This window comes from Micromonospora sp. WMMB235 (genome assembly GCF_001855515.1).
GTDB lineage: Bacteria > Actinomycetota > Actinomycetes > Mycobacteriales > Micromonosporaceae > Micromonospora > Micromonospora aurantiaca.
In genome coordinates this window covers 3079873-3096035 of sequence record NZ_MDRX01000001.1, presented here as the reverse complement: position 1 = coordinate 3096035, position 16163 = coordinate 3079873, and the positions used below count along the sequence as shown (strand labels likewise).

Sequence of the window (16163 nt, the reverse complement as noted above, 5' to 3'; positions counted from 1 at the left end):
GAACCGGTTCAGCGGGTCGTCGTACGAGGTGGGGCGGTGCTGCCGCGCGGCGTCAGGTGCGCCGTCTCGTCCTGCACGACGGCTGCCGGCTCGCCCGCGATCACGGCCAGGAGCTGCCGGGCGGCGTGCGCGCCGTACGCCGGGATGTCCCGGCCCAGCGCGGTGAGCGGCGGGTGCACCAGCCGGCAGAGCGGCGAGTCGTCCCAGGCCACGATGGACAGGTCGCCGGGCACGGTGAGGCCCATCTCCTGGGCCACCGAGAGCCCGGCGATCGCCATCACGTCGTTGTCGTAGATCACCGCGGTGGGGCGGCCGGCGGAGCTGAGCAGCCGGCGGGTGGCGCGCGCGCCCTCCTCACCGGTGTAGTCGGACCAGACGGTGGTCGCCTCGTCCAGCCCGAGCCGCCGGCACACGCCGGTGAACGCCTCGGTGCGGATCTCGGTGTGCAGCAGCGTGGGCAGCCCGCCGACCCGGGCGATGCGCCGGTGGCCGAGCGCGACCAGGTACTCCACCGTCTCGACGAGGGCCGCCGCGTCGTCGGCCCAGACGCTCGCCAGGCCGCCGGTGTGCCCGGGTCCGCCGATCACCACCGCCGGCAGTTGCAGTTCCTCCAGTGCCGGCACCCGCCGGTCGTCGGTGCGCAGGTCGCAGACGAGCACACCGTCCACCCGGCGTTCGGCCCACCACCGCCGGTAGACGGCGATCTCGGCCTCCTGGTCGCTGACCACCTGGAGCGTGAGCGCGTACGAGCGGGCCGACAGTTCGGCCTCGACGCCGCTGATCAGCTCCATGAAGAACGGCTCGATGCCGAGTATCCGGGCGGGGCGGCACAGCGCCAGCCCGACCGCCTTGGCGGTGGCGCCGGACAGTGCGCGGGCGGCGCTGCTCGGACGGAACCCGATCTCGGCGGCGATGGCGAGGATCCGCTGCCGGGTCGCCTCGGAGACACCGGGCTGGCCGTTGAGCGCGTACGACACCGCGCCCTTGGAGACCCCGGCGCGCCGGGCGACGTCGGCGATGGTCGGCCGCTTCACCGAAGCGTTCCTCCACTGTGTCCGGCCCTCGCGGGCGTTCTCGGTCGCCGGGTCGCCGGCGTCTGGTGACGCTACTGCACGCCGCGCCGGTCCCGGGTGCCACCGGCGGGTGGCGGTGGACGGGTTCCGGCGGCCGTCGCTTGTGCGGTTCAGCTTAGAGCGCCGATCGCCCGGCACCTGCCCTGGACGGCCGTGAACGGCAGTCGTGAGCGGCGGCGAGGTTACCGGACGGGCACATCGGTAACCGCCCGTTGACAGCCCTGAAGGTGAACCGTACGGTGGCCTCACTTATCCGGTTCAGTCAACGTTCCTCGATATCGGGAGCGTTCCCATTCGGCGCGGAGGATGACATGAAACGGTCCTGGACGCACCTGGCGCGCGTGGCCGCCGTCGGTGCCGTCAGCCTGGTCATGATCGCCGCCTGTAGCGGCAGGAGCACCACCGGCGGCTCGGACTCGGCCGGTGGTCAGGTCACGCTGAAAATCAACTTCTGGGGCGACTTCGGGCTCCAGGATCTGAAGGCCAAGTACGAGGCCGAACACCCGAACGTCAAGATCCAGCTCAACTCGGGCGAGTACAACGCCCAGCACGAGGACCTGCAGAAGAAGCTCGTCGCCGGCAACGGGGCGCCGGACATCGCGGCGATCGACGAGGGCTTCATGGTCCAGTTCCGCAGCCAGTCCGACAAGTTCGTCAACCTGCTCGACAAGGGCGCCGGCTCGTACGAGAGCAAGTACCTGCCCTGGAAGTGGAAGCAGTCGCTGTCGGCCGACGGCAAGACGCAGATCGGCCTCGGCACCGACGTCGGCGGACTGGCCATGTGCTACCGCACCGACCTGTTCAAGGCCGCCGGCCTGCCCACCGAACGCGACCAGGTGTCAGCGCTCTGGCCCACGTGGGACAAGTTCATCGAGGTCGGCCAGCAGTACACCGCCACGACGAAGAAGAAGTTCATCGACGCCGGCACCAACCTGTTCAACCCGATCCTCGGCCAGCAGCCGGTCGGCTTCTACGACGAGCAGGACCAGCTCCGGATGGAGCAGGGCCCGAAGGTGGCGTTCGACTACACGGTCAAGGCCGTGGGCGCCGGGCTGTCGGCCAACCTGGTCAGCTTCCAGGCCGACTGGGACAAGGGCTTCACCAGCGGCGCGTTCGCGGTGCTCGCCTGCCCGGCCTGGATGCTCGGCCACATCAAGGACACCGCGCCGGGCACCGAGGGCAAGTGGGACATCGCCGCGGTACCGGGTGGCGGCGGCAACTGGGGTGGCTCCTTCCTGACGCTCCCGAAGCAGGGCAAGAACGTCGACGAGGCGTACAAGCTGCTGACCTGGCTGGTCGCGCCGGAGCAGCAGATCGAGATCTTCAAGAAGGTCGGCAACCTGCCGTCGCAGCCGGCGCTCTACACCGACCCGGCGATCGCCGACTTCAAGAACCCGTTCTTCAACGACGCCCCGGTCGGCCAGATCTTCCCGAAGATGGCGCAGGGCCTCACCCCGCAGTACCTGGGCCGGAAGAACGGCCCGACCCGGGTGGCGGTGGAGAACGTGATCCGGCGGGTGGAGAACAAGTCGCTCAAGTCCGACGCCGCCTGGTCCGAGGCGGTCAAGGAGGCCGAGAAGGCCGCCAAGTCCTGACGTGTCAGCGGTGACGGGGCGGCCCGGTCCGCCCCGTCACCGTCCGATCTCCCGGCCCTGGAGTGAACCGATGTCCAGCACCCGTGCCGCGCCCGCGCCGCCCGGCCGCCCACCCGCGCGCAAGCGCGGCCGTACCGGCGCCGGCGACCGGCGGATGACCTGGCGCGACCGGCTGTACCGCTTCGACATGCGGTACATGCCGTACCTGATGATCGCGCCGTTCTTCCTGCTCTTCCTCGTGTTCGGGCTGTTCCCGCTGCTGTTCAACGCGGTCGTGTCGCTGCGCAACTACCGGCTGGACGACCCGACGCTGCCGTACTGGGCCGGCGCCGAGAACTTCAGCCGCCTGTTCGCCGACGAGGACTTCTGGAACGCCCTCTACAACACGTTCGGCATCTTCCTGCTCTCCACCGTGCCGCAACTGCTGCTCGCGCTGCTCGTCGCGTCGCTGCTCAACCGCAAGCTGCGGGCGCAGACGTGGTGGCGGGTGGGCGTGCTGCTGCCGTACGTGACACCGATCGTGGCCTCGACGATGGTGTTCAGCGTCTTCTTCTCCCGCGACTTCGGCATGGCGAACTGGGCGCTCGGCCTGCTCGGCATCGGCGGCCCGGACGACCCGATCGACTGGCGGGCGGACAAGCTGCACGCCTGGATCGCCATCGCCACCATGGTCAACTGGAAGTGGATCGGCTACAACGCGCTGCTCTACCTGGCCGCCATGCAGTCCATCCCGCGCGACGTCTACGAGGCCGCGGCGATCGACGGCGCCGGGCCGTGGAAGCAGCTCTGGCGGATCACCGTCCCGATGATCCAGCCGGTGGTCCTGTTCACGGTCATCCTGTCCACCATCGGCGGGTTGCAGCTGTTCACCGAGCCGATGCTGTTCGACCCGAACGCCCAGGCCGCGACCGGCGGGCCGGACGGCGAGTGGCAGACCATCGCCCAGCTCATCTACAAGGTCGGCTGGAAGGACCTCAACCTCGGGTACGCCGCCGCGATGTCCTGGGCGCTGTTCCTGATCATCCTGGTGGTCGCAGGCGTCAACTACCTCCTGACCAACCGACTCTCCGGAGGCCGCCGGTGACGACGCGACGCGTGGTGGCCCGGGCGCCACAGGACACCCCGGCCGGGCTCTGGACCTACCTGCTCCTCGCGGTGAGCATGCTGTTCGCCGCGTTCCCGCTCTACTGGATGTTCGTCATCGCCACCAGCGACGACGAGGCGCTGGCGAAGCTGCCACCGGCTGTCGTACCGGGCGACCGCTTCCTCACCAACGTCGACGAGGTCTTCTCCCTCCAGGACGTCTACTTCGCCGCATCACTGGTCAACAGCGTCATCGTCTCGGTGGTGGTGACCGCCTCGGTGCTGTTCTTCTGCTCGCTGGCCGGCTTCGCCTTCGCCAAGCTGCGCTTCAAGGGCAGCCGCGCGCTCATGCTGTTCGTGGTGCTCACGCTCACCGTGCCCAACCAGCTCGGCATCGTCGCGCTCTACATCGTGATGGGCGAGCTCGGCTGGAACGGCACGCTGCTCGCCGTCATCGCGCCCGGCCTGGTCACCGCGTTCGGCGTGTTCTACATGCGGCAGTTCATCGTGAACACCGTCCCGGACGAGCTGATCGAGTCGGCCCGGGTCGACGGCGCCACGACCATGCGGGTGTACGCGACCATCGTGCTCCCGGCCATCCGCCCGGCCCTGGCGGTGCTCGGCCTGCTCACGTTCGTGGCCACCTGGAACGACTTCCAGTGGCCGCTGATCACGCTCAGCGGCACCGACTACCCGACGTCGATGGTGGCGGTCTCCGACCTGGCCAGCGGCAACTACGTGATCTACCGGCGGGTGCTCGCGGGCGCGTTCATCGCCACCGTTCCCCTGCTGGTCATGCTGTTCATCGGTGGACGTCAGATCGTCCGCGGAATCATGGAAGGCGCGGTGAAGTCGTGAGCCGTCGAACGCTGCTGCACGAGGGGTGGACGCTGCGGGCCGAGCCCGGGCCGGCGGAGATCGCCGGGACGGCGGTGCCGGCGTCGGTCCCCGGTTGCGTCCACACCGACCTGCTCGCGGCCGGCCTCATCCCCGACCCGTACCTGGACGACAACGAGAACCGCCTCACCTGGATCGGCCGCACCGACTGGGTCTACGAGACCACGTTCGCCGGGCAGCCCGGTGACGACGAGCGGGTCGACCTGGTCTGCGCCGGCCTCGACACGGTCGCCACCGTCACGCTCAACGGCGTCGAGGTCGGCCGCACCGAGAACCAGCACCGCTCGTACCGCTTCGACGTCCGCGCGCTGCTGCGCCCGGACGGCAACACCCTCGCCGTACGCTTCGACTCCCCGTACCGGTACGCGGAGGCGCACCGGGACCGGCTCGGTGACCGGCCCAACGCGTACCCGGAGCCGTTCCACTTCATCCGCAAGACCGCCTGCAACTTCGGCTGGGACTGGGGGCCGACGCTCGTCACCGCCGGCATCTGGCGCGACATCGGCCTGCACGCCTGGTCCACCGCCCGGCTCGCGTCGGTCCGGCCGATTGTCACGGTGGCCGACGACGTCGGCCGGGTCGAGCTGCACGTGCAGGTCGAGCGGGCCGGCGACGAGCCGCTGACCGTCCGCGCCGCCGTCGCCGGGGTCACCGCCGACGTCGCCGTACCGGCGGGGGAGCGGACCGCCGTCGTGACGCTCACCGTCGCGGACCCCGCGCTGTGGTGGCCGATCGGGTACGGCGACCAGCCCCGGTACGACCTCGACGTCACCCTGCACGGCGCCGACGGCCGGGAGCTGGACGCCGCCGCCCGCCGGATCGGGTTCCGTTCGGTCCGGCTGGACACCACGCCCGACGCCCACGGCACCCCGTTCACGCTGCACGTCAACGACGTGCCGGTGTTCGTCAAAGGCGTCAACTGGATCCCCGACGACGCGTTCCCCAACCGGGTCACCCGGGAGCGCCTCGCGGAGCGGTTCGGCCAAGCGGCCGGCGCGAACGTCAACCTGCTGCGCGTCTGGGGCGGCGGCCGGTACGAGTCGGACGACTTCTACGACCTCGCCGACGAGACGGGGTTGCTGGTGCAGCAGGACTTCCTGTTCGCCTGCGCCGCGTACCCGGAGGAGGAGCCGTTCCGCACCGAGGTCGAGGCGGAGGCGCGGGAGCAGGTGACCCGCCTCGCCGGGCACCCGTCGCTGGTGCTCTGGACCGGCAACAACGAGAACATCTGGGGCTGGCACGACTGGGACTGGCAGGAGCCCCTGGCCGGACGCACCTGGGGACGCGGCTACTACCTGGACCTGCTGCCCGCGATCGTCGGCGAGCTGGACCCGACCGTCCCGTACTGGCCGGGGAGCCCCTGGTCCGGCAGCGAGGACGTCCACCCCAACGACCCGGCGCACGGCACCACGCACATCTGGGACGTGTGGAACACCGACGACTACACCCGCTACCGGGACTACGTTCCACGCTTCGTGGCCGAGTTCGGCTACCAGGCGCCGCCCGCGTACGCGACGCTGCGCCGGGCACTCTCCGACGACCCGCTCACGCACGACTCGCCGGGCATGGCACACCACCAGAAGGCTGCGGACGGGGACGGCAAGCTCCGGCGCGGGCTCGACGCCCACCTGCCGCCGCCCGCCGACTTCGACGACTGGCACTACCTCACCCAGCTCAACCAGGCCCGCGCCATCCAGCTCGGGGTGGAGCACTTCCGCTCGCACCGGCCGGTCTGCACCGGCACCGTCGTGTGGCAGCTGAACGACTGCTGGCCGGTCACGTCCTGGTCGGCGATCGACGGCGACGGCCGCCGCAAACCCCTCTGGTACGCGCTGCGCCGCGCCTACGCCGACCGGCTGCTGACGGTGCAGCCGCGCGACGGCGGACTGGCGCTGGTGGCGGTGAACGAGACCGATCGGGCGTGGAGCGGGCCGGCCACCGTCACCCGGCTGGCGTTCACCGGGGAGCCGAGGGCGAAGACCTCGGTCGACCTCGACGTCCCGGCGTACTCCTCGGTGGTGCTGGCGCTGCCGGCGGAGCTGGCGCGGCCGGACGACGGCCGCGCGGAACTGCTCGTCGCGGACGCCGGGGACGCCGCGGAGCGCGCGCTGTGGTTCTTCGCCGAGGACCGCGACGTGCGGTGGCCGGCGGCGCAGTGGGACGCGACTGTCGAGCCGGTCGACGGCGGCCGGCGGGTCCGGGTGACCGCCCGGACCGTGCTGCGCGACCTGACGCTGTTCCCTGATCGCCTCGATCCGGCCGCGCAGGTGGACCGGGCGCTGGTGACGCTGCTGCCGGGGGAGAGCGCGACGTTCACCGTGCACGCGCCCGGCCCGCTCGACGCCGACGCGCTCACCCGCCGCCCGGTGCTGCGCTGCGTCAACGACCTCGTCTGAGGGGCCATACCCGCATCTCCATCGATTTGAAGATTTCTGCAAGTGCTAAAGTCTTCAGAGTCGTCGGAGAGGTGAGTCATGTCGGTGCCGCTGTACCAGGCCAAGGCGGAGCTGTTCCGCACCCTCGGGCACCCCGTGCGCATCCGGGTGCTCGAACTGCTCCAGGACGGGCCGAAACCGGTCCGCGACCTGCTCGCCGCCATCGACGTGGAGGCGTCGAACCTCTCCCAGCAGCTCGCCGTGCTGCGCCGCGCCGGCATGGTCACCTCGTACCGGGACGGCCCGCTGGTCATGTACGCGCTCAGCACCCCCGACGTGGCCGACCTGCTCGCCGCCGGACGGCGCATCCTCGGCGCGGTCCTCACCGACCGGGACGCCCTGCTGGACGAACTGCGGGCCTCCGGGACGGACCGGTGAGCGCGGCTGCCCTTCGCGCCGGTGACGCCGTACGCCGGGCGGGCCGGCTGTTCGCCGGGCTGCTGCCCGGCCGGGCCGACTGGCAGAACGCGCGCCGCTCACCCCGGCGCGACCTGCTCGCCGGGCTCACCGTCGCTGTGGTGGCGCTGCCCCTGGCACTCGCCTTCGGCGTCACCTCCGGGCTCGGCGCGCAGGCCGGCCTGGTCACCGCCGTCGTCGCCGGCGCCGTCGCGGCGATCTTCGGCGGCTCCAACCTCCAGGTCTCCGGTCCCACCGGGGCCATGACAGTCGTGCTGGTGCCAGTGGTGCAGCAGTTCGGTGCCGGTGGCGTGCTGATGGTCGGCGCGCTGGCCGGGCTGATCCTGATCGCGCTCGCAGTGGCCCGCCTCGGCCGGTACGTCCGCTACCTGCCGGCCCCGGTGATCGAGGGCTTCACCGCCGGCATCGCCGTGGTCATCGCGCTGCAACAGGTGCCGGCCGCGCTCGGCGTCACCGCCGCGCACGGCGAGAAGGTGTGGGCGGTGGCCGCCGACGCGGTCGCCCGGTTCGCCGCGCACCCCCGGCCCGCCGCGATCGCTGTGGCGCTCGGCGTGGCGGCGCTGATGCTGCTCGGCGGCCGATGGCGGCCCGCCGTGCCGTTCTCCCTGGTCGGGGTGGCCGCCGCGACGCTGCTCGCCGAGCTGGCCCCGATCGACCTGGCCCGGATCGGCGAGCTGCCGCAAGGGTTGCCCGCGCCGTCGCTGGACTTCGTGGACCTCGGCGCGCTGGGCGTACTGCTGCCGAGCGCCCTCGCCGTGGCCGCGCTCGCCGCCCTGGAGAGCCTGCTCTCCGCCACTGTGGCGGACGGCATGACGGTCGGCGAGCGGCACGACCCGGACCGGGAACTGTTCGGCCAGGGCCTGGCCAACCTCGCCTCCCCGGTCTTCGGCGGCATCCCGGCGACCGCCGCCATCGCCCGTACGGCGGTGAACGTCCGCGCCGGGGCGTCCTCGAAGCTCGCGGCGCTCACCCACGCGGTGGCCCTCGCCGCGATCGTGCTCGCCGCCGCCCCGCTGGTCGGCCGTATCCCGCTGGCCGCCCTGGCCGGGGTGCTGCTCGCCACCACGGTACGGATGGTGGAGGCGGCCTCCCTGCTCGCGCTGATGCGGGCCACTCGCGCCGACGCGGTGGTGCTGGTGCTGACGTTCGCCGTCACGGTGATCTGGGACCTGGTGACAGCAGTGGTCGTCGGGCTCGCGGTCGCGGTCGTCCTGGCGCTGCGCGCGGTGGCCCGCAGCGCCAAGCTGGAACAGGTGCCGCTGGACACCGGCGAGCACAGCGACGAGGAACACGCGCTGCTCGCCGAGCACATCGTCGCGTACCGGCTGGACGGGCCGCTGTTCTTCGCCGCCGCGCACACGTTCCTGCTGGAACTGGCCGAGGTGGCCGACGTGCGGGTGGTGATCCTGCGGATGTCCCGCGTCTCCACGGTCGACGCGACCGGCGCCCAGGTGCTCGGCGACGCCATCGCCCGGCTGCGCGGCCGGGGGATCACGGTGCTGCTCTCCGGCATCACCCCGGGCCACGACCAGGTGCTCAGCACGCTCGGCGTCGCCGACGAGCTGCGCCGCGAGGGCCTGGTGTTCGCGGACACCCCGGCCGCCATCCGGTACGCCCGGGGTGTCGCCCTCGCCGCGAGCCCGGCCTAGGCTTCGGTCCCTTCGAGTGCCCGCCTGCGCACGCCGAAGATGATCAGGTAGCCGAGGATCCAGACCTCGCCCACAGTGGCGGGGATCACCAGCAGGTCGCCGACGGCGCCGGCGCCGGGGGCGAGGTACGCGACGAACGTCATGAGCACGTAGCCGACACCACCGGCGACGAGGACCCAGCCCAGCGGCCGGGGCAGCCAGCCCGACCGGAGCACGCACCAGCCCATCGGCACCAGCCAGAGGCCGAAGAAGAGCCCGCCCACCTCCCACAGGTTCCCGCTGACCAGGTAGAGCAGCTGGACGGTGTCGGCGTCGCCCGGCCCGCCGGTCGCGACCTGCAAGGCCGTCGCGAGGACGGCGGCGCTGCCGAGGATCGCGACGGCGTTGACGAGCCCGAAGGCGGCGATGCTGCCCGCGGCGGTGCCGTCGACAGTACGGAACAGGCGGTGGAACCAGACCGCGGTGAGCGTCTGGGTGAGGACGACCAGTAGTTCGAGGGCGATGCCGAGGCGGGCCAGCGGCTCGTGGGCCACCAGGTTGGCGAGCGTCGTGCCCGCGTCGTCGGCGTCGAAGAGCATGGGACGGACGGTGAGGAACCCCAGGGCGCCGGTGACGGCGAGCCCGAGGTAGAACAGCCCGGTCACCCGGGCGGTACGGATCAGCTGGTGCATGGCGGCTCCTTCGGGGGTGATCGACGTGCCGGGGCCGGGGTCGCCTTACGTTGTAAGGCTAACCATACGTTGTAAGGTCAAGGGAGATGGGAAGCCGCATGGGAGCGAGGAAGCCTCGGGAGCCGCTCAGCCGCGAGCGGGCCCTGGCCAGCGCGATCGCCCTGGTCGACGCCGAGGGGATGACGGCGCTCACGATGCGCCGGCTCGCCGCCGAACTCGGCGTCGAGGCCATGTCGCTCTACCACCACCTGCCCGGCAAGGCCGGACTGCTCGACGGCCTCGTGGACGCCGTCGCCGCCGAGATCACCGCAGCCGCCGAACGGGCCGAGGCCGACGCGCCCGGCGGTGACTGGCGTACCCGGCTGCGGCTGCGCTTCCTCGCCGCGCGTGCGGTCATGCTGCGGCACCCGTGGGCCCCGGCGCTGCTCAGCTCCCGCCCGACCGTCCCCGCCGGGGTGTACGCCTACTACGACGGCATCCTCGCCACCCTCGTCGAGGGCGGCTTCTCGTACCGGATCGCCCACCGGGCGCTGCACGCCTTCGGCAGCCTTGCGCTCGGCTTCGCGCAGGAGGTGTTCCGGCCGGACGCGGGCGGGGAGGCCGACGCGGCGGCAGCGGAGGCCGAGATGGTGGCGCTGGCCGAGCGGCTGCCGCACCTGGCCGCCATGGTCGCCGCCGAGACGCACGACGCGGCGGATCCGACGCTCGGGTGGTGCGACAGTCAGACCGAGTTCGAGTTCACCCTCGACCTGCTCTTCGACGGCCTGGAGCGACATCGGGCAGGCTGACGCACCGGCGGGTTCGGGCGGCGCACGCCGGGTACCAGGACGGCATGACTGATCCGGTTGAGCTGTCCGAACTGCACGCCGGAGGCGCCGACCCCGACGACGTCACCCCGGAGGACCCGCACGCGGACCTGGACGGCACCGACGAGAACTCACCGGCGGAGTTCGGCCTGCCCATCGACGGCACCGCACCGGCCGAGGAGGACCCCACCCAGCGGTGAGGGGAACGCCATGGGTGTCAAACGGGTCATGGCGTTCCCACCCGAGGGCGGGAAAGGACGAGCGCTAGTCGGGCAGGGCGGCGAGGCCGGCCAGCAGTTCCCACCGCTCGGCCTCGGTGAGCGCCGCGTACGCCGGTTCGTCGCGGCGGTCGGTGTCCGCCTCGATCGCCGCGCGTTCCGGGCCGTCCGGCAGCGCGCGGATCTCGTCGGCGGTCAGCCCGGCGGCCCGCCACGCGGCCCGGTGCGCGTCGGCGCGGTGGTGGCGCAGCGAGCCCAGCCGGGTGACCAGCAGCAGCGCCGGGGAGGCGCCCTCCGGCTCGTACGGCGGGGACATCGCCCGGAACACCGGCCCGCCGGTGGCCTGCGCGTGCGTCAGCACCCGGCCGACCAGGTCGGCGAGGCGGGGCACGATGCGCAGACCGGGCAGCACACCGGGCAGCGTCGACCACAGTTCCTCGGCTGCCTCACCGGTGGCCCGCTGGGCGAACAGCGTCAGCTCGCGTCCCAGGTCGGTGAGGTGCCAGTCACCGTCGGCGTCCCGGACCACGACGCCCTGCGCCAGCTCCTCGTCCATGCTTCCGGACGTGTAGATCAGGCCGTCGGCCAGCGACTCGGCGGGCATCGGCCGGGCCAGTACACCGGAGAAGAAGCTGTTCTCCGCGCCGAGTGTGCAGCCGCGCTCGGCGTAGAACGCCTCCATCCGGGCGCGGGCTCCCCACCTGGCACCCACGTAGACCCGGTCGATCGCCGGCCGGACCAGTCGCGCGTAACTCACCGTCGTCTCCACGCCGCCGGAGGTTACCGGCGCGCGGGCGTTAAGAAGGGCCCCTCCTCTACCGGAGGCGTTAAAAGGGGGCCCTTCCTTACGTCACTCCGGGACGCGACGGTAGGCGCCGTCGCTGGCCGAGGTCGCCATCGACGCGTACGCGCGCAGCGCCGCCGACACCGGACGCTGCCTGTCGACCGGGGTGTACGGGCGGTCCCGCTTCTCCTCGGCCACCCGGCGCGCCTCCAACTCGTCGGCGGGCACGTTCAGCTCGATCGACCGGCCCGGGATGTCGATGACGATCTCGTCGCCGTCGCGGACCAGCGCGATCAGCCCGCCCGAGGCCGCCTCCGGGGAGACGTGCCCGATGGACAGGCCGGAGGTGCCGCCGGAGAACCGGCCGTCGGTCAGCAGCGCGCAGGAGCGGCCCAGCCCACGGCCCTTGAGGAACGAGGTGGGGTAGAGCATCTCCTGCATGCCGGGGCCACCCTTCGGGCCCTCGTAGCGGATCACCACCACGTCCCCGGCGACGATCTCCTTGGCGAGGATCGCGGTCACCGCGTCGTCCTGCGACTCGTAGACCTTGGCCGGGCCGCGGAACGTCAGGCACTCCTCGGGCACGCCGGCGGTCTTCACCACGCAGCCGGCCGGCGCGAGGTTGCCGTGCAGGATGGCCAGGCCGCCGTCCGCGCTGTACGCGTGCTCCCGGTCCCTGATGCAGCCGCCGGCCGCGTCGGTGTCCAGCGACGACCAGCGGTTGGTGGTGGAGAACGGCTCGGTGGTGCGCACCCCGCCCGGCGCGGCGTGGAACAGCTCGACCGCCTCTCGCGTCGCCGAGCCGCCCCGGACGTCCCAGTCGGCCAGCCACTTGTCGAGGCTGGGGGAGTGCACCGACCGCACGTCGCGGTGCAGCAGCCCGGCGCGGTCCAGCTCACCGAGGATGGCCGGGATGCCGCCGGCGCGGTGCACGTCCTCCATGTGGTAGTTCGGGGAGTTCGGGGCGACCTTGGCCAGGCACGGCACCCGGCGGGAGATCGCGTCGATGTCGGCCACGCCGAAGTCCAGCTCCGCCTCGCGGGCGGCGGCGAGCAGGTGCAGCACGGTGTTCGTGGAGCCGCCCATCGCCACGTCGAGGGCGATCGCGTTCTCGAACGCCTCCCGGCCGGCGATCGAGCGCGGCAGCACCGAGGCGTCGTCGTTCTCGTACCACTGCTTGGCGATCTCGACGACGGTGCGCCCGGCCTCGACGAACAGCGACCGCCGCGCGGCGTGGGTGGCGAGCGTCGACCCGTTGCCGGGCAGGGCCAGGCCGATCGCCTCGGTGAGGCAGTTCATCGAGTTGGCGGTGAACATGCCGGAGCAGGAGCCGCAGGTCGGGCACGCGGAGCGCTCGATCTCGCCGAGCTGGTCGTCGGTGACCGCCTCGTTCGAGGAGGCGATCATGGCGTCGATCAGGTCGATCTTGGAGTGCACCACGCCCTCGATCGCCACCGTCTTGCCGGCCTCCATCGGGCCGCCGGAGACGAAGACGGTCGGGATGTTGAGCCGCAGCGCGGCCAGCAGCATGCCCGGGGTGATCTTGTCGCAGTTGGAGATGCAGACCAAGGCGTCCGCGCAGTGCGCGTTGACCATGTACTCCACCGCGTCGGCGATCAGCTCCCGGCTGGGCAGCGAGTAGAGCATGCCGCCGTGGCCCATGGCGATGCCGTCGTCCACGGCGATCGTGTTGAACTCCCGGCCGACGCCGCCGGCCTCGGCCACCGCGTCGGCGACCAGGCCACCGAGGTCCTTGAGATGGACGTGACCGGGTACGAACTGGGTGAAACTGTTCGCGATGGCGACGATCGGCTTGCCGAAGTCGTCGTCGGTCATCCCGGTGGCCCGCCAGAGGGCCCGGGCACCGGCCATCGTCCGACCATGGGTGGAGGTCCTCGACCGCAGCTCAGGCATGACAACCAGTCTGACACCATCCGCGCGGCGACTCCGCCGCGCGCACCCTGTGTCCCAACAGTTGCACACCCGGTCCCCCACGGGAGGCGCTCATCCGGCAGAGTTGACGCGTGCAGTCGTCCCCGGGGATGGTCACCGTCGCGGTGTTGAGCGGGATCGCCGCGGCCGGTGCCGCCGTGCTGCTCGTCGCGTCGGTGCGGCGTCGCACCGGCCCCCGCCGGCCGGCTCACCTGCTGCTCGCGGTCGCCGCCTGCGCTGCCCTGTTCAGCCTCCTGGTCGGCCTCGGCGGTCTGCTGGCCGCCGGTGACCACTGGGCGCACCGGCAGGGCCAGCGGACCGGATGGGCGGTCCTCGTCGCCGCCGGTACGACGCTCGCCGCGCTCGGCCTCGGCGCCGCCGTCCTGCGGCTGCCCGGCGCGGCCGCGACCCGGGCCGCCACCGCCCGGCTGCTGCTCGACGGCCTGATCATGGGCAGCGCACTCTGGTTCGTCGGCTGGGTGGCGTTCAGCGAGCCGACCCGGCTGCTCGGCGACGCCACACCCGTCGCCTGCCTGCCGATCGTGCTGGCCACCGTCAGCGCGGCGCTCACCACGGGGCTCACAGTGATCGTCGTGCTGCGGGTCGCGCCGCCGCGCGGATGGCTCACGCTGCTCGCCGCCGGCGCGATAGCGGTGACGGCGGGCGGGCTGGCCGTGTCCGCCGGGCTCTGCCAGGCCGGCCCGGGCATGGTGCTCACCGGCGCGGTGCTGACCGCCGCCGGTCTGCTGGCCACCGCCGTGGCCGGGCGCCGGGCCGATCTGACGCAGCTCGACGTCGACTTCATCCGCCGCGACGGCGAGTACGCCTTCGTGCCGATGTTCGCCATGGCCGCCTCCGCGATCTACCACCTGGTGCAGGGCGGCGGGTTCGACGGGTACGCCATCGTGGCCGGCACGGTCGAGGGGTTCGCCCTGGTGACCCGGCAGTACCTCGCCCTCAACGACGTCCGCGGCTACGCCATCCGGCTGGCCGAACGGGAGGCGCACTTCCGCGAGCTGGCGCACACCGACCCGCTGACCGGGCTGGCGAACCGGCGCGGGCTGCTGCGTGCCCTGCACCGCAGTGCCGAGGCGGGCGTGCCGTGCGTGCTGCTCGGGCTCGACCTCGACGGCTTCAAGAACGTCAACGACATGCGCGGGCATGACGTCGGCGACGCGGTGCTGATCGAGGTGGGGCGGCGGCTGCGGGGCAACCTGCGCCCGGGTGACCTGGCCGCCCGGCTCGGCGGCGACGAGTTCGCGGTGCTGATGCACGGGTCGGCCGACCCCGGCCCGGTCGCGGACCGCCTGCTCGGGGTGCTCGGCCGCCCGTACGAGCAGGGCGACGGGCCGGTCTTCCTGTCGGTGAGCATCGGCGTGGCCGCCGGGCAGCGGGAGCAGGACGTCGAGCTGCTGCTGCGCAACGCCGACCTGGCGCTGCGCTACGCCAAGCAGCGGGGCAAGAACCGGATCGAGCGCTACGACGCCACCTACGACCAGTTGCTGAGCCGGCGTACCCGGATGGAGCACGAGCTGCGCGGCGCGATCGAGCGCGACGAGCTGCGGCTGGTCTTCCAGCCGGTTGCCTCGCTGCCGTCGGTGCGGCCGGTCGGCGCGGAGGCGCTGCTGCGCTGGCGGCACCCGGAGCTGGGCAACGTCCGGCCGGACGAGTTCATCCCGCTCGCCGAGGAGTGCGGGATGATCGCCAAGCTCGGCGCGTGGGTGCTGCACCAGGCCTGCTACCAGCTCTCCCGCTGGCTGGCCGACGGGCACGACGTCTGGGTGTCGGTGAACGTGTCGCCGCGCGAGCTGCACGCCCCCGAGTACGTGGTCCAGGTCGCCGACGCGCTGCGCGCGCACCACGTGCCGCCGCAGCGGCTGGTGCTGGAGGTGACCGAGCACGCGGTCGCCACCGACCTGGACGAGCTGATCCGGCGGCTCACCGCGCTGCGGCTGACCGGCGTCCGGATCGCACTCGACGACTTCGGCGCCGGTTACTCGTCGCTCGGCCAGCTCCGGCGGCTGCCGATCGACATCCTCAAGATCGACCACAGTCTGGTCGCCGAGCACGAGCCGGTCCGGCCGGTCGGGCGGGACGGTCCGGCGTTCGCCCCGATGGTCGACATCGTCATGCGCCTGGGGCACCAACTGGGGCTGGAGGTGATCGCCGAGGGCGTCACCAACCCGACCGAGCTGGCCGCGGTGGTGGCCGCCGGGTGCCGGTTCGGCCAGGGCGCGCTGTTCGGCTGGGGCGTACCGGCCGAGCACCTGGAGGCGATGCTGGAGGCGGCCACGGCGCCCGGCAACCGGCACACCGCGATGCCGCCGGTGCCGCCGCCCGCGCCGGCGCGCGCCCCGTCGCCGCTGCTGCCCCGGCTGCGCAACAATCCGCCCGCCCCGCGTCCCTCGATGGAGGGATCTTCGCAGGTGGCACCGGGCGCGGAGGGGGTCGCGGCGACCGACACGCCCACGTCCGTGAACCAAAATGTGGGATCAGTTGACTCATCGCGTGAGATGCGTCAGGCTTAGCCGCATGTCGTCGAACCGGTCGCCGCGAGTACTTACCTGAGCGCACTCTCCCACCGAGAGTGCGCTGGCCCCGTG

Annotated in this window: 13 protein-coding genes; 9 read left to right on the top strand and 4 right to left on the bottom strand. The window is 72.3% G+C overall.

All coding sequences use genetic code 11. The features are described 5' to 3' along the window. Window positions 1-8: 8 nt before the first annotated feature. Entirely contained in the window at window positions 9-1034 is a 1026-nt protein-coding gene (locus BFV98_RS12925) for a LacI family DNA-binding transcriptional regulator (RefSeq protein WP_013284479.1), read from the bottom strand. Between the two features lie 350 nt (window positions 1035-1384). Here BFV98_RS12925 and BFV98_RS12920 point away from each other — a divergent pair, with 350 nt between their 5' ends. The 6 genes from BFV98_RS12920 (at window position 1385) to BFV98_RS12895 (ending at window position 9149) form a co-directional block, all read left to right on the top strand. Beyond that, complete coding sequence (locus BFV98_RS12920) at window positions 1385-2668, top strand: ABC transporter substrate-binding protein (RefSeq protein ID WP_013284480.1); 1284 nt, start codon at window positions 1385-1387, stop codon at window positions 2666-2668. A 70-nt stretch (window positions 2669-2738) separates the two neighbouring features. Next, window positions 2739-3752, top strand: a complete 1014-nt coding sequence (locus BFV98_RS12915; protein WP_013284481.1) for a carbohydrate ABC transporter permease — start codon at window positions 2739-2741, stop codon at window positions 3750-3752. Then, window positions 3749-4609 (top strand): carbohydrate ABC transporter permease, encoded by an 861-nt coding sequence (locus BFV98_RS12910; RefSeq protein WP_030270116.1) that lies wholly within the window; start codon window positions 3749-3751, stop codon window positions 4607-4609. Before BFV98_RS12915 ends, BFV98_RS12910 begins: the two co-directional genes overlap by 4 nt. Beyond that, complete coding sequence (locus tag BFV98_RS12905; protein ID WP_071096429.1) at window positions 4606-7044, top strand: glycoside hydrolase family 2 protein; 2439 nt, start codon at window positions 4606-4608, stop codon at window positions 7042-7044. The genes BFV98_RS12910 and BFV98_RS12905 overlap by 4 nt, the downstream gene beginning before the upstream one ends. 78 nt (window positions 7045-7122) lie before the next feature. Further along, window positions 7123-7461 carry a helix-turn-helix transcriptional regulator gene (locus BFV98_RS12900; protein WP_013284484.1) on the top strand — a complete coding sequence of 113 codons (339 nt, stop codon included), beginning with the start codon at window positions 7123-7125 and terminating at the stop codon, window positions 7459-7461. Beyond that, window positions 7458-9149: a SulP family inorganic anion transporter gene (locus tag BFV98_RS12895; protein WP_071096427.1), complete on the top strand. Its 1692-nt coding sequence runs from the start codon at window positions 7458-7460 to the stop codon at window positions 9147-9149. Before BFV98_RS12900 ends, BFV98_RS12895 begins: the two co-directional genes overlap by 4 nt. Here BFV98_RS12895 and BFV98_RS12890 read toward each other — a convergent pair. After that, window positions 9146-9820 (bottom strand): DUF4386 domain-containing protein, encoded by a 675-nt coding sequence (locus BFV98_RS12890; RefSeq protein WP_071096425.1) that lies wholly within the window; start codon window positions 9818-9820, stop codon window positions 9146-9148. The two genes, BFV98_RS12895 and BFV98_RS12890, sit on opposite strands and share 4 nt — an antisense overlap. Window positions 9821-9906: 86 nt before the next feature. On the opposite strand from BFV98_RS12890, the gene BFV98_RS12885 reads away from it, so the two are divergent. Further along, window positions 9907-10608: a TetR/AcrR family transcriptional regulator C-terminal domain-containing protein gene (locus tag BFV98_RS12885; RefSeq protein WP_083395269.1), complete on the top strand. Its 702-nt coding sequence runs from the start codon at window positions 9907-9909 to the stop codon at window positions 10606-10608. Between the two features lie 44 nt (window positions 10609-10652). Next, entirely contained in the window at window positions 10653-10826 is a 174-nt protein-coding gene (locus BFV98_RS32255) for a hypothetical protein (protein ID WP_013284489.1), read from the top strand. 64 nt (window positions 10827-10890) lie between these two features. Here BFV98_RS32255 and BFV98_RS12880 read toward each other — a convergent pair whose 3' ends face one another. Then, entirely contained in the window at window positions 10891-11601 is a 711-nt protein-coding gene (locus BFV98_RS12880) for a hypothetical protein (protein WP_071098859.1), read from the bottom strand. 93 nt (window positions 11602-11694) lie between these two features. Beyond that, complete coding sequence (ilvD, locus tag BFV98_RS12875) at window positions 11695-13542, bottom strand: dihydroxy-acid dehydratase (protein WP_083395268.1); 1848 nt, start codon at window positions 13540-13542, stop codon at window positions 11695-11697. A 110-nt stretch (window positions 13543-13652) separates the two neighbouring features. Between ilvD and BFV98_RS12870 the strand changes: the two genes are divergently transcribed. Continuing rightward, window positions 13653-16088: a bifunctional diguanylate cyclase/phosphodiesterase gene (locus BFV98_RS12870; protein WP_071096419.1), complete on the top strand. Its 2436-nt coding sequence runs from the start codon at window positions 13653-13655 to the stop codon at window positions 16086-16088. Window positions 16089-16163 lie beyond the last annotated feature (75 nt).